20 protein-coding genes are annotated in these 22,080 nt (G+C 63.9%); 9 read left to right on the top strand and 11 right to left on the bottom strand.

Features of this window, described 5'->3' with window-relative positions; genetic code table 11:
* The first annotated feature begins 50 nt into the window (after nucleotides 1–50).
* Entirely contained in the window at nucleotides 51–641 is a 591-nt protein-coding gene (locus NKH22_RS16360) for a TetR/AcrR family transcriptional regulator (protein WP_023673283.1), read from the top strand.
* Between the two features lie 7 nt (nucleotides 642–648).
* On the opposite strand, the gene NKH22_RS16355 is transcribed toward NKH22_RS16360, so the two are convergent.
* The 3 genes from NKH22_RS16355 to NKH22_RS16345 form a co-directional block, all read right to left on the bottom strand.
* Entirely contained in the window at nucleotides 649–1,449 is an 801-nt protein-coding gene (locus NKH22_RS16355) for a C40 family peptidase (RefSeq protein WP_023834577.1), read from the bottom strand.
* 42 nt (nucleotides 1,450–1,491) lie between these two features.
* Nucleotides 1,492–2,433 carry a CHAD domain-containing protein gene (locus tag NKH22_RS16350; RefSeq protein WP_352910101.1) on the bottom strand — a complete coding sequence of 314 codons (942 nt, stop codon included), beginning with the start codon at nucleotides 2,431–2,433 and terminating at the stop codon, nucleotides 1,492–1,494.
* 86 nt (nucleotides 2,434–2,519) lie between these two features.
* Nucleotides 2,520–3,017 (bottom strand): CYTH domain-containing protein, encoded by a 498-nt coding sequence (locus tag NKH22_RS16345; RefSeq protein WP_023728787.1) that lies wholly within the window; start codon nucleotides 3,015–3,017, stop codon nucleotides 2,520–2,522.
* A gap of 91 nt (nucleotides 3,018–3,108) precedes the next feature.
* Here NKH22_RS16345 and NKH22_RS16340 point away from each other — a divergent pair, with 91 nt between their 5' ends.
* From NKH22_RS16340 to NKH22_RS16325, 4 genes are read left to right on the top strand one after another with little or no spacing between them, the layout of a single operon-like run.
* The gene (locus tag NKH22_RS16340) at nucleotides 3,109–3,813 is read left to right on the top strand and encodes a CerR family C-terminal domain-containing protein (RefSeq protein WP_023728788.1); all 705 of its coding nucleotides are present in this window, start codon (nucleotides 3,109–3,111) and stop codon (nucleotides 3,811–3,813) included.
* On the top strand, nucleotides 3,810–4,760 hold the full coding sequence (locus NKH22_RS16335; RefSeq protein ID WP_023828853.1) for an HlyD family secretion protein: 951 nt from the start codon (nucleotides 3,810–3,812) through the stop codon (nucleotides 4,758–4,760). The genes NKH22_RS16340 and NKH22_RS16335 overlap by 4 nt, the downstream gene beginning before the upstream one ends.
* Complete coding sequence (locus tag NKH22_RS16330; RefSeq protein WP_023673289.1) at nucleotides 4,757–5,677, top strand: ABC transporter ATP-binding protein; 921 nt, start codon at nucleotides 4,757–4,759, stop codon at nucleotides 5,675–5,677. The genes NKH22_RS16335 and NKH22_RS16330 overlap by 4 nt, the downstream gene beginning before the upstream one ends.
* A complete protein-coding gene (locus NKH22_RS16325) occupies nucleotides 5,674–6,810 on the top strand; it encodes an ABC transporter permease (RefSeq protein WP_023696062.1) in 1,137 nt (378 codons plus the stop codon). The genes NKH22_RS16330 and NKH22_RS16325 overlap by 4 nt, the downstream gene beginning before the upstream one ends.
* Before the next feature lie 4 nt (nucleotides 6,811–6,814).
* On the opposite strand, the gene NKH22_RS16320 is transcribed toward NKH22_RS16325, so the two are convergent.
* The 3 genes from NKH22_RS16320 to NKH22_RS16310 are packed head-to-tail and all read right to left on the bottom strand — an operon-like array spanning nucleotide 6,815 to nucleotide 8,798.
* Nucleotides 6,815–7,414: a DNA-3-methyladenine glycosylase gene (locus NKH22_RS16320; protein WP_023748245.1), complete on the bottom strand. Its 600-nt coding sequence runs from the start codon at nucleotides 7,412–7,414 to the stop codon at nucleotides 6,815–6,817.
* Between the two features lie 17 nt (nucleotides 7,415–7,431).
* The gene (locus NKH22_RS16315) at nucleotides 7,432–7,812 is read right to left on the bottom strand and encodes a nuclear transport factor 2 family protein (protein WP_023681284.1); all 381 of its coding nucleotides are present in this window, start codon (nucleotides 7,810–7,812) and stop codon (nucleotides 7,432–7,434) included.
* An 8-nt stretch (nucleotides 7,813–7,820) separates the two neighbouring features.
* Nucleotides 7,821–8,798 (bottom strand): threonine ammonia-lyase, encoded by a 978-nt coding sequence (locus tag NKH22_RS16310; RefSeq protein ID WP_023748246.1) that lies wholly within the window; start codon nucleotides 8,796–8,798, stop codon nucleotides 7,821–7,823.
* Between the two features lie 195 nt (nucleotides 8,799–8,993).
* On the opposite strand from NKH22_RS16310, the gene NKH22_RS16305 reads away from it, so the two are divergent.
* Nucleotides 8,994–11,015 carry a hydantoinase/oxoprolinase N-terminal domain-containing protein gene (locus NKH22_RS16305; RefSeq protein ID WP_352595217.1) on the top strand — a complete coding sequence of 674 codons (2,022 nt, stop codon included), beginning with the start codon at nucleotides 8,994–8,996 and terminating at the stop codon, nucleotides 11,013–11,015.
* Nucleotides 11,016–11,138: 123 nt separating this feature from the next.
* Nucleotides 11,139–13,310, top strand: coding sequence for a malate synthase G (locus tag NKH22_RS16300; RefSeq protein ID WP_352910096.1), 2,172 nt, complete (start codon nucleotides 11,139–11,141; stop codon nucleotides 13,308–13,310).
* 205 nt (nucleotides 13,311–13,515) lie between these two features.
* Here NKH22_RS16300 and NKH22_RS16295 read toward each other — a convergent pair whose 3' ends face one another.
* Both NKH22_RS16295 and NKH22_RS16290 read right to left on the bottom strand, forming a co-directional pair.
* On the bottom strand, nucleotides 13,516–15,048 hold the full coding sequence (locus tag NKH22_RS16295) for a YifB family Mg chelatase-like AAA ATPase (RefSeq protein ID WP_023701949.1): 1,533 nt from the start codon (nucleotides 15,046–15,048) through the stop codon (nucleotides 13,516–13,518).
* 248 nt (nucleotides 15,049–15,296) lie between these two features.
* Entirely contained in the window at nucleotides 15,297–16,361 is a 1,065-nt protein-coding gene (locus NKH22_RS16290) for a glycosyltransferase (RefSeq protein WP_352910093.1), read from the bottom strand.
* A gap of 184 nt (nucleotides 16,362–16,545) precedes the next feature.
* Here NKH22_RS16290 and NKH22_RS16285 point away from each other — a divergent pair, with 184 nt between their 5' ends.
* Nucleotides 16,546–17,163, top strand: coding sequence for a glycosyltransferase family 2 protein (locus tag NKH22_RS16285; protein WP_352910090.1), 618 nt, complete (start codon nucleotides 16,546–16,548; stop codon nucleotides 17,161–17,163).
* A 549-nt stretch (nucleotides 17,164–17,712) separates the two neighbouring features.
* On the opposite strand, the gene gshB is transcribed toward NKH22_RS16285, so the two are convergent.
* The 3 genes from gshB to NKH22_RS16270 form a co-directional block, all read right to left on the bottom strand.
* Entirely contained in the window at nucleotides 17,713–18,666 is a 954-nt protein-coding gene (gene gshB / locus NKH22_RS16280) for a glutathione synthase (RefSeq protein WP_023687497.1), read from the bottom strand.
* An 80-nt stretch (nucleotides 18,667–18,746) separates the two neighbouring features.
* Nucleotides 18,747–19,121: a GtrA family protein gene (locus tag NKH22_RS16275; RefSeq protein ID WP_023710381.1), complete on the bottom strand. Its 375-nt coding sequence runs from the start codon at nucleotides 19,119–19,121 to the stop codon at nucleotides 18,747–18,749.
* Between the two features lie 3 nt (nucleotides 19,122–19,124).
* On the bottom strand, nucleotides 19,125–20,129 hold the full coding sequence (locus NKH22_RS16270) for a glycosyltransferase (protein ID WP_023710382.1): 1,005 nt from the start codon (nucleotides 20,127–20,129) through the stop codon (nucleotides 19,125–19,127).
* 124 nt (nucleotides 20,130–20,253) lie between these two features.
* Between NKH22_RS16270 and NKH22_RS16265 the strand changes: the two genes are divergently transcribed.
* Nucleotides 20,254–22,053 (top strand): GtrA family protein, encoded by a 1,800-nt coding sequence (locus tag NKH22_RS16265; protein ID WP_352910087.1) that lies wholly within the window; start codon nucleotides 20,254–20,256, stop codon nucleotides 22,051–22,053.
* Nucleotides 22,054–22,080 lie beyond the last annotated feature (27 nt).

Raw genomic sequence — 22,080 nt, 5'->3', positions numbered from 1 at the left:
CTCCGCCACGTCTTATATGTCGATCATCATCAATAGGAGAGGATGCGGTCGTGAAGGTGAGCAAGGAGATGGTCGAGTTAAATCGAGAGCGGGTCATCGATACCGCTGCAAAGCTCTTCCGCGAACAAGGGATCGACGGGATCGGCATTGCCGATCTGATGAGCGCGGCCGGGCTTACCCACGGAGGCTTCTACCGACAATTCAAGTCGAAGGACGACCTCATCGTTCAGGCCATGCAGCGGGCCTTCAGTGACATGAGCGCCGATCTATCCGCCCGGCTCGCTTCGACCGATACTCCGTTTGAGACGCTGGTGCGCCACTACATCTCGGACCATCATCGCGACAATCCGGGGCACGGATGCAGCCTCACCGCACTGGCGGCCGATGCCGCCCGGCACGACGATCCAGCGCTTCGATCGTTCTTCGGAAGCATCGTCAGCAATTATGTCGCGTTGATCATTTCACTCCTGCCGGGAAGCGACCCGGCCGCGAAGCGGAGTGCCGCGATCGCATTCCTAGCGGAAATGGTCGGATCGGTGATCCTCTCCCGCGTCGTGCCCGATCCGACGCTTTCCGCTGAGATCATCGACACTGTCTCGAATGATCTCATAGGGCGCCACTCGCCATCGGCGCCGGTTTGAATGGTTGCTATTCGGCGGCCTTCGCCTCAGCGGCCCTATCTTCCCAGGTCACCGCCCGGTAGTCGAACCCAAATTCCAGCGTCGGTTTCACGATGCGGAAGAAGGGCGACAGGTCGAAGTCGCGCGGCGTGTAGAGCGAGTGGTGGCGGATGTGCAGGATTTCGCGGCGCGAATAGTTCGACTGCGCTGAGGCGCGGCCGGGCGCGCGGGTGATCTCGGGCAGGATCGGATAGCGGATCTCGCCATAGGCTTCGGCGATCAGGGTCGAGCAGATGGCGCGCGTCGGGTCGCCGGAGCCGAAAGCCAGCATGCGGCGGCGCCAGCGCACCGGCACCGGCGGCGTCGGCAGGAAAAAGCGCAGCATGTCGAAAATGTTCTTGAGATCGTATTTCAGGCCGAGCTTGCCGATCATGAAGGCGACGACATGGTCGCGGTCTTCCGGGGTCAGCCCGCTCGCCCGGCAGATACGGGTGTTGTAGGTGCGGTAGCGCGACAGCGGCACGGCGACACAGCCTTCGCCGAGCGTGACTTCGATCAGCCGACGCCGTTCCGATCCGTCCTCCGGTTCGGACAAGGCATCGCCGATATAGAAGGCCGCATGCGACCAGGTCGACTGGGTCAGGTATTTGATCGCCGCCGAGATCTTCTGGTTGCCTTCGATGAGCAGGATGTCGCCGGGCTCGAGCGTGCGCCGCAACGTCTCGGCGTCGGACGGCGTGTAGGGCTCATAGCCGGAGGATTCGTCCTGCAGCCGGCCGGCAAGCCAGCGGCCAAGTCGGTCCAGAAGCGTGTCGGCAGGTGCGGTCATGGTAGAGCGTGACTAGCACGCGCCGGCGGGGGAGTGCCAGCGTCAGCCGGCCGGCACTGTCTCTTCCGGCAGTGCCGGCCCGGCGAGGTCGTCGCGCGCATTGCGGGCGAGCTTCTTTGTCGAGCGCTTGGGACTGTCGCCGAACAGTTCGGCCGCCCCGGCGAGGCAGCTCTTCTTCAGGCTTTTTTCCGAGCGCTTCAAAAGCTTGCCCAGGAGCTTGGTGTCCTGCGCATCGCCGAGCGGCTCGCCGTCGGCTTCGAGCAGGGCGCGCATGACGAAGACATCGTGCAGTTCGCCGAGCTTTTCACCCAGTTCGTCGACCGCCTTGCGCCGCACCTTGATCGGCGTCGGCCACAGCCGGCCGAGCAGCGAAAGATGCATCGAGTGGGTCTTGGCCGCCTTACGCAGATCGTGGAAATCCTCGGCTCCTCCGTGGGATCCGGCCTTGTCCAGCGCCTTCCTGGCCCGGCGCAAGGTCTTGCGAGCGCCTTCCGCAAGCACATCGGCTGCATGCTCAGGCAGATCGGGGAGCAGCAGCCGCTCGATCCGGATCAGGCCTTCCTCGCAGGCGGCCGTGGCCGCGCCTATGGCGCCGTCGAGACCAGCCCCGGCATGGATTTCATGCTGGCGGGCGATAAGCCGGTCGCGCACGCTGTCGAGGCCGCCGCCGGCAACCTGCTCGGGAAAGGCGGCTGCCAGCCGGTCGACGGTCTCGACCAGCGCGGTCGCCTCGCGCGGCCCGGCAAGCAGCGCCGCCACCTGACGGTAGCATTGGTTCTCAGTCCGACAGAATGTTTCATTTCCGGAACGGACCAGCCGCAGCAAGGCGCGCGCGCTCTTCAGCCGCTTGCGGCATTTGTGCAATGCCTGCTCCGGCTGGTCGCGCGCGACGGCCAGATGGGCAAGCGCCTTGCCGATCTCCTCGCCAAGGATACGCCTGACCTCGCCGGTCAGCGGCAGGCGCGGATCGATGCGAAAGCTCATGCGGCGATCTCCGGAATCCCCCTAGAGCATGATGCCGAAAAGTGTGAAGCGGTTTTCGGACGACATCATGCTCCATCTCTTTTGATTTAGAGCCGGATTCCGATTTTAGGTCGACCCGACCTAAAATCATCCGGCTCTAGGGCGAGCGACGCGTTGTAAAATCTCTGCTCGCCGGTCACTTCGCGGCCGAGCCAATCAGGCAGCATTTCGTCAGGTACATCCTCCGGCGTCTCCAGTTCGGCCACCACAAGGCCGGCTAGAATCCCGCCGAAAACATCGACTTCGTAGAGATAGCCGCGATGCCTAACATGGTGGCGTGTCTTCTCGATGACATGTCCGATGGCGAAGGCCAGCATCTCCTCTGCGTCCGCCAGTGGAATTTCATATTCGTATTCGTCACGCTCGCGGATCTTGCTGCCGAATTTAAGCGTCAGCTTCGCCGAACTGCCGTCGCTGATGCGCACGCGCACGGTGCGGCCGGGTGTTGCGGCAAGATAGAACTGGCGAATGCGTATATTCGCCTCGGCCATTTCCAGCCATTCGGCGCTGGAGACCAGGAACTTGCGTTCGACTTCCTTGCCCATGGCCGCCCACTAAAGCGTCTGCGGCCCGACATGGCAAGCCGCCGCGGATAATCAATTTGACTTTAATCAATCGATTGATTAAGTGCCCAGCATGATCAAAACCGTAGCCGATAAAACGCCCCGCCAGGAGACATCCCCCGCAGAGCAGACGCGCGCCGCACTCGTGCTTTCGGCGCTCAAGCTGTTCGGACGGCAAGGGTTCGACGGCACGTCGACGCGTGAGATCGCCGCCGAGGCCAAGGCCAACATCGGCTCGATCGCCTATCACTTCGGCGGCAAGGAAGGGTTGCGCGCGGCCGCCGCCGACCACATCGTCGAAACCATCCAGTCGGTTGCCGGCCAGGCGCTCGGCGGCACGCAATTGCCGGGTCAAGCCGGCCCGGAGGCGGCGAGGGCACAATTGTTCGCCGCGCTGGAAGCGATGGTGGCGTTTATCGTAGCCAGACCGGAAGCTGGCGATATCGTACAATTTGTACTTAGGGAATTGACGCATCCGACCGCCGCACTCGACCGCATCTATGACGGGGTGTTCGAACCGACCCATCGCCGCCTCTGCCAGATCTGGGAACAGGCGACGGGCGAGCCGGCCGAAAGCGAGGCCACCAAGCTCGTGGTCTTCACGCTGATCGGCCAGGTCATCTATTTCCGCATCGGTCGCGAAGCAGTGATGCGTCGTATGGGCTGGCGCGAGATCGGCAACACCGAGGCCGCCAAGGTGGTGGCGGCGGTGACAGGCAATCTTGGCGCCATACTGGCGGCCCGCAATCCGGTCGCCCGCAAGGAGGGCAAGCGATGAGTTTTCTCTGTTCCCTGCCTCTCGCGGCCAAGCTGTTCGGCGCCTGCGCGCCGGCAGCGCCGCTTGCCGTCGGCTATGTCGAGGGCGACTATGTCTTGCTGGCTCCGATCGAGGTGGCGCAGGTCGAGACCGTCGCGGTCAAGCGCGGCGACCGTGTTGTATCAGGCACGCCGGTGGTGACTCTCGAAAGCGCCGACGCAAAAATCGCCGTCGCCCAGGCAGGGGCCGCGCTCGCCCAGGCGCAGGCGCAGCTGGCCGACCTGCAGATCGGCAAGCGGCCGGAGGAGATCGCGGTGCTGAAGGCCGAGGTCGACATGGCCAAGGCCCAGGCCACGGATGCCAAGCGCAAATACGACCGCGCCGCCGACCTGTTCAAGCGCGGTGCCGGCACGCAGGCCGACTACGACACCGCCGCCGCGACGCTGGAGACCGCCAATGCGCAGGTCGGCCAGGCGCAGGCCAACCTCGCCGTCGGCGGTCTGCCTGCGCGTCCCGAAACGATCAAGGCGGCAGACAATCAGGTCAAACAGGCGCAGTCGGCGTTGGAACAGGCTGAGTGGCGGCTATCGAAGCGCGTGCTGGCGGCACCCTCGCCCGGCCGCATCAATGACGTCATCCGCAATCCCGGCGACACCGCTGGTCCGACCGCGCCTGTCATTTCGATGTTGCCGGACGGTGCGGTGAAGCTCAGCGTCTATGTCCCGGAAAGTGCGTTCTCGTCGATCAAGGTCGGCACGCTGCTTGTCGTGCATTGCGACGGCTGCGGGCCGGAGGTGAAGGCGCGCGTCAGCTATGTCTCGCCCGACCCGGAATTCACCCCGCCGGTGATCTACTCGCTCGAGAACCGGCAGAAGCTGGTCTACCTCGTCGAGGCGCGGCCTGAGGGCAAGGCGCAAGCGCTGCAGCCGGGACAGATCGTCGATGTCGAGCTGGCGGCCTCAAAATGAACGCCATCGACGTTCATGGCCTGGTCAAGCGTTTCGGCGACAAGACTGTCGTCGACCATGTGACGATGACGGTGGCCGAGGGCGAGATCGTCGGCTTTCTCGGGCCCAACGGGTCCGGCAAGACGACGACCATCCGCATCATGTGCGGCCTGCTGACGCCCGACGAGGGCGAAGGTACGGTGCTGGGTTTCAACATCCGCACCGAGTCGCTCCGCATCAAGCGCGAAGTCGGCTACATGACGCAGAAATTCTCGTTCTACGAGGATTTGACGATCGGCGAGAATCTCGAATTCGTGGCGCGGCTCTACCGGCTGAAACCGGTCGAGGAGCATGTGTCGAAAACGCTGGAAGAGCTTGGCCTGACGAGCCGCCGCAACCAGCTCGCCGGCACGTTGTCGGGCGGCTGGAAGCAGCGGCTGGCACTGGCCGCCTGCATCATGCACAAGCCGAAGCTGCTGCTGCTCGACGAGCCGACCGCCGGCGTCGATCCGAAGGCGCGGCGCGAATTCTGGGACGAGATCCACCGGCTGGCGAGCGGCGGTCTGACCGTGCTGGTGTCCACCCACTACATGGACGAAGCCGAGCGCTGCCACCGCATCAGCTACATCTCCTACGGCAAGATGCTGGCCACCGGCACGGTGGACGAGGTGGTGACGAATGCCGGTCTGACCACCTTCGTGCTGCAGGGACCGCGCCTCGACCAGGTCGCCGATGCACTCAGGGACCGGCCCGGCGTCGACCAGGTGGCGCCGTTCGGCGCGACGCTGCATGTCGTCGGCTCCGACAAGGCAAAGCTCGAAAAGGCGCTCGCCGATGTCGAGAAGGAGCACAAGGGCGTCAGCGTAAAACCCGGCGAGACCAGCCTCGAGGACGTCTTCATCCAGTTCATGTCCGGCTCGAAGGACAATATGGCATGAACAGCGTCTTCTCCTTCGCCAGGCTCGGTGCGCTGCTGATCAAGGAATTCATCCAGATGCGGCGCGACCGCATCACCTTCGCCATGATGCTGGGCGTGCCGCTTTTGCAGCTGGTGCTGTTCGGCTACGCTATCAACAACGATCCCAAAAGCCTGCCTGCCGCACTGGTGGCGACCAGCAACGACCCCTACACCCGCGCCATTGTCGCAGCCCTGCAGACGACCGGCTACTACCGCTTCGACCATGTCGCGCAAAGTGCCGAGGATGCCGAATTCCTGATGGCGCGCGGCGATGTCGCCTTCGTCGTCACCATCCCGGCCGATTTCGGCCGCCGGGTGGAGCGCGGCGACAATCCGCAGATACTCATCGAGGCCGACGCCACCGACCCGGCCGCCGCCAGCGGCGCCATCTCGACGCTAAGCAAAGTGGCCAGCCAGGCGCTGCTTCGGGCGCAAGGCATGCAGGAGGCGGCGAGTGAGGCCGCCAGGGGCCAGCTCGATGTGGTGGTGCACCAGCGCTACAATCCGGAAGGCATCTCGCAATACAACATCGTGCCCGGCCTGCTCGGCGTCATCCTGCAGATGACCCTGGTGATGATGACCTCGATCGCGCTGACCCGCGAGACCGAGCGCGGCACGATGGAAAACCTGCTCGCCATGCCGTCCAGCCCGTTTGAGATCATGCTGGGCAAGGTGCTGCCCTATCTTGTGGTCGGTGGCGTCCAGGTGGTGGTGGTGCTGGCGGCGTCGAAGCTCTTGTTCGCCATCCCCTTCACCGGTTCCATGTCGCTGCTGCTTACAGCCGTATTGGTGTTCGTGCTGGCGCTGGTGCTGCTTGGCTACACCATCTCGACCATCGCCCGCACGCAGATGCAGGCGCTGCAGCTGACCTTCTTCTTCTTCCTGCCGTCGATCCTGCTGTCCGGCTTCATGTTCCCCTATCGCGGCATGCCGGGCTGGGCGCAGACCTTCGGCGAGATTTTTCCGCTGACGCATTTTCTGCGCATCACCCGCGCGGTGATGCTGAAGGGCGCCGAACTGCCGGCGGTTGCGGGCGAGATCGCCTGGCTGGTCGGGTTCGTGGCCTTGTTTGCCGGCGTCGCATTGGTGCGGTTCAGGCGCACGCTCGACTGAGCGTTCAGGAATTGAGCGATCGCGGACCGCTGACGAACGGACTGCCTCTGACATAGAACCGCAGCGGGCGGTCCGCATCCTTCGTGATGCCGATGCGGATGCCTTGGCCGATGTCGCTGGCCTGATGCTCGTCGGCTGCCAGCCATAGCGGGCCTTGGCGGCACAGATCGAGGCCGTCCAGCGAACGGTCGATCCGCAATGCCTGGGCGAGCCGCCCCGGCCCGCGCGCCAGGTCGCGCAGGCGCTCCACGCCCCGGTTCAGCCGCATGATGGCGATGCCTTCGAGCGGCTCCAGCGCCCGGATCAGCACGCCGGTGCCGGTGCCCGGCCCCTCGCTTGAGACATTGAGCATCCAGGAGACCCCATAGGCGAGATAGACGTAGGCGTGTCCGGGCCCGAGGAACAGCGAACGGTTGCGCGGCGTCATGCCGCGATAGCCGTGCCCGGCGGCGTCGCCGGTGACATAGGCCTCGGTCTCGACGATACGGCCGCTGACGATGCCTTCCGGCAGCTCCCGCACCACGAGCTTGCCGATGAGATAGCGGGCGAGATCGGCCGTATCATCAGGCAGTTCGGCACGATCGAGCGGATGGTGGCCGGTCATGCTACCGCCGCCGTGTTTCAAGGTATCCGTTCGACCCATTGCGCGCGCGACTGCCCCGGCTCGAACGGATCGCCGAAATACTGGGTCTCGCGAACCACTTTGCCATCGACGAACTCCATGATGCTCACCGTATAGGACGGAATCCCGTCATAGGTCAGGACATATTCGGTGATCCAGAGGTCGCCTGACCCGGTGATCCGCCGCACGGCAAAGCGCTTCCGGTTGGGCTGCGTGGCGCGCGACGACTGGATGTTGTGCCGTCCGCTGATGCGCTCGCCTGATTGCGGATAATCGAGCACCGCGTCCTCGCGATAGATCTGATGCTCCGTCTCGAGATCATTGGCATCGGAGGCAGCCCAATGGCGATCGAGAGCCGCCCTTATCTCAGCGTCTGCCATATCGGTTCTCAGGCCGCGGCCATGATCTCGGCATAGGTGGTGAAATCGACATTGCCGCCTGACAGCACGACGGCGACGCATTTGCCCGACAGTTCGATCTCGCCTGACGAGAGCGCCGCCAGCGCCACGCAGCCGCCGGGTTCGACCACCAGCTTGAGATGGGCCATGGCGTCGCGCACCGCCTGTGCGGCCGCCTTGTCGGAGACGGCGATGGCGCCGGCGAGGTTCTTGCGGTTGATCTCGAAGGTGATGGCACCGGGCTCTGCGGTGAGGATGGCATCGCAGATCGAACTGTGGCCGGGCTCGTTGGAAACCCTTTTTCCTTCGATCAGCGAGCGGCGGGTGTCGTCGAAATGCTCGGGCTCAACGGCCCAGACTGCTGTGGCCGGCGAGGCATCCTTGACGGCGATCGAAATGCCGCTCGTCAGGCCGCCGCCGCCACAGGGAATGACGACCGCATCGAGGCTGACGCCGAGCGCTTTTGCCTGGCGCGTCAGTTCGAGACCGATCGTGCCCTGGCCGGCGATGATGGCCGGATCGTCGAAAGGAGGCACCAGCACCATGCCCTTGTCCATGTAGGGTCGCACCACCGTCATGCGGTCGTCGCGAAAGCGGTCGAACGGCACCACTTCGGCGCCCATCTTGCGGACATTGGCGATCTTCATCGCCGGCGCGTCGGCCGGCATGGCAATGACCGCCTTGACGCCGAACATGGCAGCCGCCGCGGCGACGCCCTGAGCATGGTTGCCTGAGGAGAAGGCGACGACGCCGCGGCTGCGCTCTTCTTCGCTCAGCGAAGACAGTTTGTTGTAGGCGCCGCGGAACTTGAACGAGCCGGTGCGCTGCAGCGTCTCCGGCTTGAACAGGATGCGGCCGCCGAAGCGTTTGTTGAGTTCCAGCGATTCGATCAAGGTCGTTTCGGCGATCAGGCCGGAGAGGCGCGCGGCGGCGGCATGGATGTCGGCGATGCCGGGGAGCGTGGTCATGGCGAAGTCCTGAAAGGGATGAGATCGGCGCATGGTGCACGCAAAGGCAGGCCACGCACCAATGAAAAAATGTGACCGTTACAAAGTTTGGCGGGCATGAGCGGCGACGAGGGTCAAACTGGCCCACCTCTCCCGCCTTTATCAGCCGGGCCGTATCGGCTAAGGGCGGGGGAGCAGAATCCCGGACCGCCAGACATGACCGCCAAGCCAAAACCCCTGTTTCTCGGTATCGACACCGGTGGCACCTATACCGATGCCGTGCTGTGGTCGGAACAAGGCGGGCCAAAAGGCAAGGTGCTGGCCAAGGCCAAGGCGCTGACCACGCGGCACGATCTTGCCGTCGGCATTTCCGGCGCGGTCGATGCGGTGCTGGGAAAATCGGCCACCGATCCGGCCGCGATCAAACTCGTGTCGATGTCGACGACGCTCGCCACCAATGCGCTGGTCGAGGGCCAGGGTGGGCGTGTGGCGCTCATCATGATCGGCTTTACCGGGGCCGACCTTGCGCGCGACGGGCTGAAGACGGCGCTCGGCACCGATCCGGTGGTGTTTTGTCCGGGCGGCCATGACGTGCACGGCAATGCGGCCAAGCTCGATCTGTCGGGGCTGGAAGCAGCACTCCCTGAACTCGGCGCCTCGGTGTCGGGCTTTGCCGTGTGCGCCTATTTCGCCACCCGCAACCCGGCGCATGAACTCGCCGCGCGCGACCTCATCCGCGAAAAGACCGGCCTGCCGGTGACCGCCAGCCATGAATTGTCGGCCAAGCTCGGCGGTCCGCGTCGCGCGCTCACCACCTTGCTCAACGCCAGGCTGATCTCGATGATCGACCGGCTGGTGGCGGCAACCGAAGGATTTTTGGAGGCCCGCAACATCGTAGCCCCCCTGATGGTGGTGCGCGGCGATGGCGCGCTGGTTTCGGCGGCGTTTGCCCGCCAGCGGCCGATCGAGACCATCCTGTCCGGCCCGGCCGCCAGCCTGGTCGGCGCCCGCCACATGACGGGCCTGGACAACGCCATGGTGTCCGACATTGGCGGCACCACCACCGATGTCGCCGTGCTCGACGGCGGCCGTCCTCGGCTCGATCCCGAAGGCGCCACTGTCGGCGGCTTCCGCACCATGGTCGAGGCGGTCGCCATGCGCACTTTCGGCCTCGGCGGCGATTCCGAGGTGGCACTGGAAGATGGCGCGCTCAACCCGAAAATCCTGCTCGGGCCGCGCCGCCTGGTGCCGCTGGCGCTGGCCGGCATGATGCATGGTGTTTCCGTGACATCGGAGCTCGAGCGCCAGCTCAGGGCGCCCAACCCCGGCCGCATGGACGGCCGCTTTGCGTTGCGCACCGGCGTGCCGGACAGGCTCGCCGCCGGCCTGACCGCGCCCGAGGCGAAACTGTATGAACTGATTGGTGCGGTGCCGCTCGCCATCGACAGGCTGCTCACCTCGAACGCCCAGAACGCCACGCTGAACCGGCTGGTCTCGCGCGGTCTTGTGCATATCTCGGGCTTCACCCCCTCGGACGCCGCCCATGTGCTCGGCAAGCAGGCCAACTGGGACCCGCTTGCGGCCCGGCTCGGCGCCGAACTGTTTGCCCGCAAGCGTGATGGGCGAGGCCAGTACATCGCGCCGTCTCCGGAGGTGATTTCCGAACGGGTGCTGCTGACGCTGACGCGCTGGTCGGCCGAATACATTCTGGAGACCGCCTTTGCCGAAGACGGGCTGGATGGCGCCGCCACCGTCGCGCATGCGCTGGTGCAGCGCGCCGTCGATTCCCATCCCGGCATCGCAAGGCTCAGCGTCGCGCTCGATCGTCCGGTCATTGGCCTCGGCGCCTCGGCGCCGCTGCACTATGCCGGCTTGGCCGAGCTGGTCGGTAATGAGTGCGTGGTGCCGGAGGATACCGACGTCGCCAACGCGCTCGGCGCCGTCGTCGGCCAGGTCCGCGTCTCGGCCGAAGCCCGCGTCAGCCAGCCCAAGGAAGGTTTGTTCCGGGTCGCGTCGGGGCAAACGGTGCGCGACTTCACGGACGAGGCCAAGGCGATCGCGGCAGCGGAGGCTGATGTGCGGGCGATCGTAGCCGAGCGGGCGAAGGATGCCGGCACGGATAATGCCGAGATCGACGTTTCGACCGAGTTCAAGGTGTCTACGGTTGAGGCCCAACGGATGTTTATCGAAGCGCATGTGGTGGCGGTTGCATCGGGTCGGCCGAGGATCGCGGTTTAGGGTAATCTCCCCCACGAGGGGGGAGATCAGCAGCTTCAAAATCCCCGGCTTCACCCTAAGCTGAATTGACCCTTCGCCCCTGACATGCCAAAGGCCGCAAAGCCTTCATCTGGAGAAGCCCTGATGACCGATCGCGTCGAGATCGCCGGATTGCGGATTGCCCGCGAACTGCATGACTTTGTCGGCGAAGCGCTGCCGGGTACCGGTATTGCCGCGGACGTTTTCTGGAACGGCTTTTCGGCCATCGTGCATGATCTGGCGCTGAAGAACCGAGCGCTGTTGGCCAAACGCGACGCCATGCAGGAACAGATCGACGCCTGGCACCGCGCCAATGGCGCGCCCATCGATATGGAGGCCTACAAAAGCCTCTTGCGTGAGATCGGCTATCTCGTGCCCGAAGGGCCGGCCTTTTCCGTGTCGACCGACAATGTCGACCCCGAGATCGCCAGCGTTGCCGGGCCGCAGCTGGTGGTACCGGTGATGAATGCGCGTTATGCGATCAACGCCGCCAATGCTCGCTGGGGCTCGCTCTACGATGCGCTCTACGGCACCGACGCCATTGCCGAGACCGGTGGCGCCGAGAAGGGTAAAAGCTTCAACCCCGTGCGCGGCGCCAAGGTGGTTGCCTGGGCGAAGAGTTTTCTGGACGAGTCCGTGCCGCTCACCTCGGGCAAATGGGCCGGCGTGAACGGGCTGACGGTTTCGGGTGGCACCTTGCGGCTCGGCGCCGGCGCCGGCGGCACCACGCTGGCCAACCCGAAACAATTTGCCGGCTATCGCGGCGACGGTGCCAACCCGGAAGCCATCCTGCTGGTCCAGAACGGCCTGCACATCGAGATCCTCATCGACCGCACCAACCAGATCGGCCGCACCGACCCGGCCGGCATTGCCGACGTGATCCTGGAATCGGCGCTGACCACCATTCAGGACTGCGAGGATTCGGTCGCGGCAGTGGATGCCGAGGACAAGGTCATCGTCTACCGCAACTGGCTCGGCCTGATGAAGGGCGATCTGGCGGAGGAAATCAGCAAGGGCGGCAAAACCTTCACGCGCAAGCTCAATCCGGACCGCGCCTGGACCGCGCCCAGTGGTGGCGCGCTGAGCTTGCCTGGCCGCTCGCTGATGCTGGTGCGAAACGTCGGTCACCTCATGACCAATCCGGCCATCCTCGACCGCGATGGCAACGAGGTGCCTGAAGGCATCTTGGATGCGGCGATGACGGCGCTGATCGCGCTGCACGATGTCGGCGCCAACGGGCGTCGGATGAATTCCCGCACGGGCTCGATGTATGTGGTGAAGCCGAAGATGCATGGGCCGGAGGAAGTCGCCTTCGCAGTCGAGATTTTCGACCGCGTCGAAGCGCTGCTCGGTATGGCGGCAAACACCATCAAGATGGGCATCATGGACGAGGAGCGGCGCACCACCGTCAACCTGAAGGAGGCGATCCGCGCCGCCAAGGAGCGCGTCGTGTTCATCAACACCGGCTTCCTCGACCGCACCGGCGACGAGATCCACACCTCGATGGAAGCCGGGCCGATGATCCGCAAGGGCGACATGAAGCAGGCCGCCTGGATCTCCGCCTATGAGGCGTGGAATGTCGACATCGGGCTCGAATGCGGGCTCGCCGGTCATGCCCAGATCGGCAAGGGCATGTGGGCGATGCCGGATCTGATGGCGGCGATGCTGGAACAGAAGATCGCCCATCCCAAGGCCGGCGCCAACACCGCCTGGGTGCCGTCGCCGACAGCGGCGACGCTGCACGCCACGCACTATCACAAGGTCGATGTCCACGCCGTCCAGGCGGCGCTGAAGAGCCGGCCGAAGGCGAAGCTCGATGATATATTGTCGGTGCCGGTGGCGGTGCGGCCGAACTGGACCCCCGACGAGATCCAGCGCGAGCTCGACAACAATGCGCAAGGCATTCTGGGCTATGTCGTGCGCTGGATCGACCAGGGCGTCGGCTGCTCGAAAGTGCCCGACATCAACGATGTCGGCCTGATGGAAGACCGCGCCACGCTGCGCATCTCCTCGCAGCACATCGCCAACTGGCTGCACCACAAGGTTTGCTCCGAAATTCAGGTGATGGATTCGCTGTGGCGCATGGCAGCGATCGTCGACCTCCAAAATGTCGGCGACCCGCTCTACCGCCCGATGGCCACCGATTTCGACAATTCCATCGCCTTCCACGCCGCCTGCGACCTGGTGTTCAAGGGTCGCGAGCAGCCGAACGGCTATACGGAGCCGGTGCTGCACGCGCGGAGGCTGGAGCTGAAGGCGAAAGAGCGGGCGAATTAGCGCCTGCGTTTCCCTCCCCCTTGAGGGGAGGGTGGCCCGAAGGGCCGGGTGGGGTCCTGCGTGAAGTGCGGCGACTCCCTTCGGACGACACTACAAGCAATGTCATTGCAGAGGCCCCTTCTCGGCTCGGCTCCAAAAAGATCGACCATTCTTCGGCGACCCCCACCCTGCCGCTTCGGGGCCACCTTCCCCTCAAGGAGGAGCGTTACGCCGCCTGCGCCACGCGCTCCGACATCATGCGGTAGGAAATCGCCTCGGCCAGGTGAATTCGGCCGACGGTTTCGCTGGCGTCGAGGTCAGCCAGTGTGCGCGCCACTTTGAGCACGCGGTGATAGGCGCGCGCAGAAAAGCCGAGTTTCTCGCTGGCGTCTTTCAGCAGCGACAGGCCTGCTGCGTCCGGCGCGGCGATGTCCTCGATAACAGAAGGCGAGCAATGGGCGTTGGTGGTGGCGCTGGTAACGCCCAGCCGCTCGAAACGTTCGCGCTGGATGGTGCGGGCGCGCGCCACGCGCTGGGCGACGGCTGCACTTTTCTCCGCTCGGTCGGGCCGGATCAGGTCGGCGGCCGAGACCGCCGGTACCTCGATCCTGAGGTCGATGCGGTCGAGCAACGGGCCTGAGATGCGCGCCTGGTAATCGGTGCGGCAGCGTTCGCCGCGCAGGCAGCGATAGCCGGGCTCGCCGGCCATGCCGCAACGGCACGGGTTCATCGCCGCCACCAGCTGGATGCGCGCTGGATAGGTGACGCGGTGGTTGGCGCGCGCGATCATGCAGTCGCCGGTCTCCAGCGGTTGGCGCAGCGCATCCAAGGTCTGCGGCGTGAATTCGGGAAACTCGTCGAGGAACAGCACGCCGTTATGGGCAAGCGATACTTCGCCCGGCCGCGCCCTGATGCCGCCGCCGACCATTGCCGCCATCGAGGCCGAATGGTGCGGGGCGCGGAACGGCCGCCGGTCGGTGAGCTTGCCTTCGCCGAGCTCGCCGGCCACCGAGGCGATCATCGAGACTTCAAGAAGTTCCTTCGGTGCCAGTGGCGGCAGAATTGAAGGCAGCCTCTGCGCCAGCATCGATTTTCCCGAGCCGGGAGGCCCGACCATCAACAGATTGTGGCCGCCGGCCGCCGCCACTTCCAGCGCCCGCTTGGCGCTTTCCTGGCCCTTGATGTCTGAAAGGTCGGGCAGGTCGCGGGCCGAGACATGGATGCCGGGCTCGGGCCGCGACAGCACCTGCGTGCCGCGAAAATGATTGGCGATGGCAATCAGGCTGCGCGGCGCCAATATGTCGAAATCCTTGCCCGCCCAGGCCGCTTCCGGCCCGCAGCCGAACGGGCAGATCAGGCCTTTTCCCTCGGCATTGGCGCCGATCGCCGCCGGCAGCGCGCCGGCCACCGCGGCAATGGTGCCGTCGAGCGACAATTCACCCAGCACGACATAAGACGCCAGCATATCGCCCGGAATGGCGCCGAGTGCCGCCATCAGGCCGAGCGCGATCGGCAGGTCGTAATGGCTCCCTTCCTTGGGCAGGTCGGCAGGCGCCAGGTTGACCGTCACCTTCTTCGACGGCATCGACAGGCCCGAAGCGTGCAGCGCCGCCTGCACCCGCTCGCGGCTTTCGGCCACCGCCTTGTCGGCCAGGCCGACAATCTGCATGCCGACCTTGCCCGGCGCGATCATCACCTGGACATCGACCGGTACGGCCTCGATGCCCTGGAAAGCAACCGTGCGAACCCGCGCCACCATCTTGCTCTGCCCCCGGATATCAGCTCGCCTCGGCCTTGTGGTTCAGACCGCGAGCGACGTCAGGACAAGACAACCATAGATTTCAGGCCAAGGCAAGAACATTACAGGAACATGCATTCGTGGTGGTTGCAGCGCGCTGTGCCGGTTGCAAAAACGGAAGATGGTTGAGCAAAATGGAACGGCTGCTCCGCCTCCTCGACCGCGTTAACAAGGCGACTAGGCCCTTCGGCAATCTGAGGGTGTTGCTTCTAAGCGGTGATGAAGGCATCGACCGAACCTGAAAGCGATCGATCGATCGCGACCTGCGGTGGAAGCCACTCCATGACAGGATATCTGAAAGGCCAAGGCAGGGCGATCCGGCGCGAAGAGCCGCTCTCCAGAAAAATCTCGTTTACAAGGTCTATGAACCGCCCGCGGTCTCGTTCGATTCGTTTCAAAGTTTGCGAACGAATGTAATCCCGGGGAATTCGTCGCTCCTTCAGCGCTAAGACAGCCTCCGCGATGGATCGAGGATCGGGTGGAACTGTGAGCGAATAGTCGTCATCCAGATAAAGGTCTCGGCCGCCATGGTTCGGCGTCGTGACCACTGGAAGGCCCGCGAGAAGATATTCCGTGCTGGCGAACATTGGTCCTTCCAGGTGAGAGAGACAGATTCCCACGGCTGCACGATTTAGATGCGTGTTCACCTGAGCCGGTGCCAATCGGACAGGCTTGCCGGTGCCGTCAAACTCGTTGATAAAGACGTGATGCGGCGCGAGCTCCCTATGCCGATTTATTCGCGCTCTTTCCGACTCCGTCGTGGAGGATCCGCTTGAATCTCGATAGAAGACAAATGCGCAACGCTGGATGCCAAGCGACAAGTCATGGCGCTTCCACGGAGCCAGTTGCGCATTGTAGATTGCATCAAATTCTACAGGGACATCATCGAGAGGCCTGAATATGTGTTCGGAGGTTGTTGACGTCTTTTTGTGCAGGACGGCGGCCTCGCCGGACTGGTTCAACAGATCAGCCTCTGCCTGAGTGTTGGATAGGAAGATTAGCGAGTGACGGGGGTTCTTGAGTCTATGCAGAACGGCATAGGTCCGGATGGTTTTGACGCTAGCACTGTTTTCGATGGACCAGGTTGGCGAGATGAGAAACCAGGCGCGGTGGCTGCGTGGACGGAAAGGCATATGACTTGCTAATCCGAGCGGCGTACCGGACATTCCCGAATAGGATATGAACGGATCGTCCGACAGCAAACTGGCCTGAAGAGCAGGTTGCGACTTCGCGGAAGGGTGCCCTTTTCTGAGGTTGTGGCCATGACGCAGCATGGCTCTGACAATCTCGAATTTGGTAGGAGGGCGATACCCGTGCTGTAGGGTCAACATGCGGCAATTGCGATCTTGAGTGCGGAGAAAAACTCGCTTCGATAGAGAGAAATTTGGCAAAGAAACACCGCCATTTGATCGACGGAATATCTCAGGCGATCAAATCTGGTGTACGGAGAAGCGCCTCTTGAAAGAAAACATCGTCCCAAGCGGGGCTGGTTCTCACATCGCGCTACCAACCGTATCCGTTTGCGTAGGCTGTTTCAATCAAGAGGCATTCATCGACACTGCGATCCGATCCGTAGCGGCGCAGACATACACTGCGTTCGAATGCGTGGTGGTCGATGATTTTTCGACCGACGGTTCCCGCCGAAGGATTGAAGAGTGTCTGTCCCAGCTTGGCGACAGTCGTTTCCGCTTTCTGCCCCGACTGCAAAATGGCGGGCAGTTGACAGCAATGATGACCGGGCTTGACGCGACAGCCGGGCCCCTGATCTCCTTTCTTGACGGTGACGATGCTTGGCATCCTGACTTCATAGAATGCCATGTGAGAGCCCATCTCAGCCACACCCGTATCGCGGCGATGTCGAGCTCCGATGAGGTGGTGATAGATACGGCCGGCAAACTGCTTGCGGGCGGTCATCCCGTATTCCACCTGAATGACCCGCGATCGATGCCGAAAATGAGCGGCTACCTGCATGTCGACACCGAAGCTGACCCGACATTATTATTTATTGATCGGGGCACCGTGGGTTTGGTTTTGGTCAACCACATCGGGGATGATGTTTCGTCGAGCTCCGCTTGAAATCATGCGTCCATCCGATCCGGACGAAATAAAGATATGTGCCGATGGTTATATGGCTCGTGCCGCCCATATGATCGGCGGAACCGTGAGGATTGGGCGGGCTCTTGGCAGTTATCGGCTTCACGGCGGCAATGGCTGGGCGGACGGGCGCATCCTGGGTACCGGAGTTGGCCTCGGCAGGATGTCGCCTGATACTGAAATAGCGATACGGCGGGCACTGGCCAATCGTTGGTGCGAAGTGGCGCCGGGACTGGAGCATTTAATCTCCCGCCACTCAATGCGCAGGACCTTGGTCGACCTGATCGGACTGTCTGCGGCTTTCGCATTGCTGGAAAAGAACTCCGATGCGGGTTTTCTGCTGAAAGACTGGGCAACACCACAGCGAAAATTGCAGACCAGACTTATCGGTCTCCTTCCTCCGAAACTGAGGCCTCGGCGCTTCCGGGACATAGTTTGATTTGATGAGCCGCTTGCTCGGCAGTCTTACCCGATAAAGAGCATCCTTCGATGCTTCTCTGGACCCACCAAAGTCCTCCGTAGCAACGCACACTACGCGGCCGAATTGCGCCGCATTTCCTCCACCGCGTCCCAGAACAGGCTGGCGATATCCGCGCCGCCAAAGCGTTGCACTTCGCGCACGCCGGTTGGCGAGGTCACGTTGATCTCGGTCATGTAGTCGCCGATCACGTCGATGCCGACCAGGATGAAGCCGCGCTCTTTCAGCGACGGGCCGATGCGGGCGCAAATCTCGCGTTCGCGCTCCGTCAGCTCAGTCTTTTCGGCGCGGCCGCCGACATGCATGTTGGAGCGAGAATCGTGGTCGGCCGGCACGCGGTTGATGGCGCCGACCGCCTCGCCGTCGATCAGGATGATGCGCTTGTCGCCCTTGCGCACATCCTTCAGATAGCGCTGGACGATATACGGCTCGCGTGACAGCTGGGCGAACATTTCGAGCAGTGAGGCGAGGTTGCGATCGTCTTCCTTGAGATGGAAGATGCCGGCGCCGCCATTTCCGTAGAGCGGCTTGACGATGATGTCGCCGAACTCCTTGCGGAAGGCGGCGACCTCCTGGGGATCCTTGGTGATCAGCGTTTCCGGCATCAGATCGGGGAATTCGGTGACGAAGATCTTTTCCGGGCTGTTGCGCACCCAGGCCGGGTCGTTGACGACCAATGTCTTCGGGTGAATGCGCTCCAGAATATGCGTGGTGGTGATGTAATTCATGTCGAAGGGCGGATCCTGGCGCAGCAGGATCACATCCATCTCCGACAGGTCGGTGCGCACCTTGTCGCCCAGCGTATAATGATTGCCCTTCTCGTCGCGGAGCTTCATCTCTTCGATGCGGGCAAACACCTTGCCGCCCAGCATCGACAGCCGGTCGGGCGTGTAGTGGAACAATTGGTGGCCGCGCCGCTGCGCCTCCAGCGACAGCGCAAAGGACGTGTCGCCGGCGATCGAGACGGTGGAGACATGGTCCATCTGGACGGCGATCTTCAGGGGCATCTTCCGGTCTCCAGCAGGCTCTGTCGCCGATATACGGAACTTGGCGGCTTCTGCCAATCGCGCTTGCTTGGCCCAGACCTTTAACGGTCGAAGACCAGCCGGGAGTAACCGAGGAACGACAGCGCCATGGCGACCGGCGAGGCGACGGCAAGTGCCGCCAGCGGCGGCAGCGCCGGCAGCGCAAACAGGATGGCGCAGTAGACGAGATAGTTGACGATGCTGGTGGCGATGCCGACGCCGCCATAGCGCGCGCCCTCCTGCGCCACGCCGCGGCTCGACGGCGAAAAGGTCAGGTGCCGGTTGATCTGCCAGGTGACGCACAGCGCAAAGCCGATCGACAGGACACGGGCGACGAAGGGACCGAGCGGCGTCAGCGCCAAGAGCAGCCAGAGCGCCGCGGCATCGGCGACGAAACCAACGCCGCCTGCCAGGACGAAGCGGGCGAGCCGGCTCACGGCTCAGGCGGCCCGGGGCGTCTTGCCCGGTTCGGCCTTCGGGATTTCACCAGTGCGTTCGCGCCGTTCGACCCGGCCTGACGGCACCGAGAGATAAAAAATGCGCTTCTGCTCGGCGCGTCCGCGCGATACCGAATCGAGGATCAGTCCGGTCACCATCGCAAGCATCGAGAGCAGCAGCAGGCCCACCGACAGCACCCAGGTCGGCATGCGCGGCACGAGGCCGGTCTGGGCGAATTCGATCAGCACCGGCGTCATCAGGGCAAGGCTCGACGCCAGGAAGAAAATCGCGAAGGCGCCGAAGAAGCGCAGCGGCTGCGTTTCCTTCATCAGCATGGCGAACATCCACAGGATCCTGGCGCCGTCGCGATAGGTCGACAGCTTCGACGACGATCCCTCAGGCCGGCGGCCATAATCGAGCGCGATCTCGCTCACCGGCAGTTTGAGCTGCGAGGCATGCACCGACATTTCGGTCTCGATCTCGAAGCCGCCGGAAACCGCGGGAAAGCTCTTGACGAAACGCCTCGAGAAGACGCGGTAGCCGGAGAAGATGTCGGTGAAGTCGGCGCCGAACAGCCGCTTGTAGAGGCTGTTGAAGATGCGGTTGCCGAAGGCATGGCCGGAACGGCCGGCATCGTCGGTGACGCCGCGCCTGGTGCCTACCACCATGTCGCAGCGCTCGGTCTGCAGGATGTTGATCAGCAGCGAGGCATCTTCCGGCGCATAGGTGCCGTCGCCATCGGCCATCAGATAGATGTCCGCATCGATGTCGGCGAACATGCGCCGCACGACATTGCCCTTGCCCTGGCGCGGCTCGCGGACGACGATGGCGCCCGCTGCGCGCGCCTTGAGCGCGGTCAAATCCCTGGAATTGTTGTCATAGACATAGATCTCGGCCGACGGCAGCGTCTCGCGAAAGCGCCGCACCACCTCGGCGATGGTCAGTTCCTCATTGTAGCAAGGCAGGAGCACGGCAATGGCCGGCTCATGGCGGACTTCGTGCGGCATTTCCGTCTCCCGACGCCCGGCGGAGCCTCCGGCCGCGCTCACATGCGGCCTCGCTCAGGCGACTTTACTATTTATTGAAGCTGTTAAGGCTAGGTTTAAGGCCGCAGTCTTTCCGACGAAGGTCATGATGATGAACGCAGCCAAGGCGGGTGCTTCCTCCTGGAAGTCCGATATGACGCTGGCGCTGCTTGCCATGCTGGTGGTGCTGGCCGTCAATGCCGCCACGGGCTTTCGCGAATTGAGCAATGCCGGCGGCGACAATGACAGCCTGCTGCGGCTGGTCGAGGTTCGCGACATGCTGGCCGGCCAGGGCTGGTTCGACCTGCATCAGTACAGGATGGGGCCGGAAGGCGGTTTCGTCATGCACTGGTCGCGGCTGGTCGACGCACCGCTCGCCGCCATCATCCTCGCCGCCTCGGCGCTGACCGGCAGCATGGCCATGGCCGAAGTGATCGCACAGGTGCTGTGGCCGTCGCTGCTGTTTTGCCTGGCGGTGTTTTTTACAGCCCGTGCGGCACGCAGCTTCGCCGGCGTCGGCGCCGTGCTGCCCGCGATCGTCATCGGCGCGGCGGCGCTGCATTTCATCGGCATTTTCTTGCCGGGTGCGCTCGATCATCACAATGTCCAGCTGACGCTGACCATGGCCAGCCTCAGCCTGCTGCTCGAGGCGCCGACGCGTCGCTGGGCGACCCTGACTTCCGGCCTGTGCGCGGCCCTGACGCTGGCCGTCGGCATGGAAACCGCGCCCTATGTCGCCACCATCGGCGCCTGCATCGCTTTGCTGTTCGTCGTCGATCCCGGCGGCGAACGCCGGATCGCCAGGGATTTCGGTCTCGGCTTTGCCGGGGTTTCAGCCCTCGTCTTCGTCACCACCATCCCGCCATCGGCCATGGGCCAGCCGCAGTGCGATGCCTTCTCGGCTGTGCAGTTCGTGGTGGCGGCAATCGCCGGACTGGGGCTTGCCGCCGTGACGTCGCTCACGGTGTCCAATGGCACGGCCAGCCGCCGCCTGATCTCGCTTAGCCTGCTCGCGCTTGGGCTGGGCGCCGTCATCGTGGCGCTGTTTCCGCAATGCCTTGCGGCTCCCTACGCAAACCTCGATCCGCGCCTCAAGGAATTGTGGCTCGATCACATCGACGAGGCGCAGTCGCTGTTCAGTATTGCCGTCAATGAGCCGGCCTCGCTGGCGGCGCGCTATGTCACGCCGCTGGTGGCGATCGCGCTGATGGCGCTTCGCCTGCGCGGACCATGGCGCCGCCAGGACATCCTCGTCGGCGCCTTGCTGGTCGGCGCCTTCATCGTCAGCGCCTGGCAGGTCCGCGGCTCGACATTCTCGATCGCCTTTGCCGTCATCCCGCTGTCGGCCTGGATCGCAAGCTGGCGCGAACGGGCGAGGATCAGCCCTGCGCGCAGCGTATCGCTGCGCATGGCGGCGGTCTGGCTGGTGTCGGTGAATGCCGTCTGGGCCGGCGCTGCCGCCGCGACGTCGAACGTATTCGAGGCCAGCAAGGTCTCGGTCGAGGCACAGGACACCGACAGCGATCCGTCCTGCGAGCGCAAGGCCTCCTTCGCGGCGTTGGCCCGGCTGCCGGACACCACGGTGCTTGCCATTTCCAATCTCGGCTCGCCCATCCTGGCCTATTCCGGGCACCGCGTCTTTGCCGGCCCCTATCATCGCAACATCGCCGGCGACCTGCTTGCGCTCGATGCCTTCCTCGGATCGGCGGACCAGGCGAGGATGATCGCGGCGGCTCACCACGTCGGCCTGATGGCGCTCTGCCGCGGCAGCGCCGAAAGCAAGATGCTTGCCGCCAAGGCGCCGCAAGGCTTCCTGGCCAGGCTGATGCAGGGAAGCGTCCCCGATTGGCTCGAACCGGTGGCCGAAACGCGCGGAACCCCGGTCGAACTCTACCGCGTCCGCTAAAGCATCATTCGCCAGCGAAAAATCGAT

This window comes from Mesorhizobium sp. M1252, from assembly GCF_040318265.1.
In the GTDB taxonomy this organism is placed as follows: Bacteria; Pseudomonadota; Alphaproteobacteria; order Rhizobiales; family Rhizobiaceae; genus Mesorhizobium.
The sequence above is the reverse complement of the archived record's forward strand: the minus strand, read 5'-3'. Positions and strand labels throughout refer to the sequence as shown.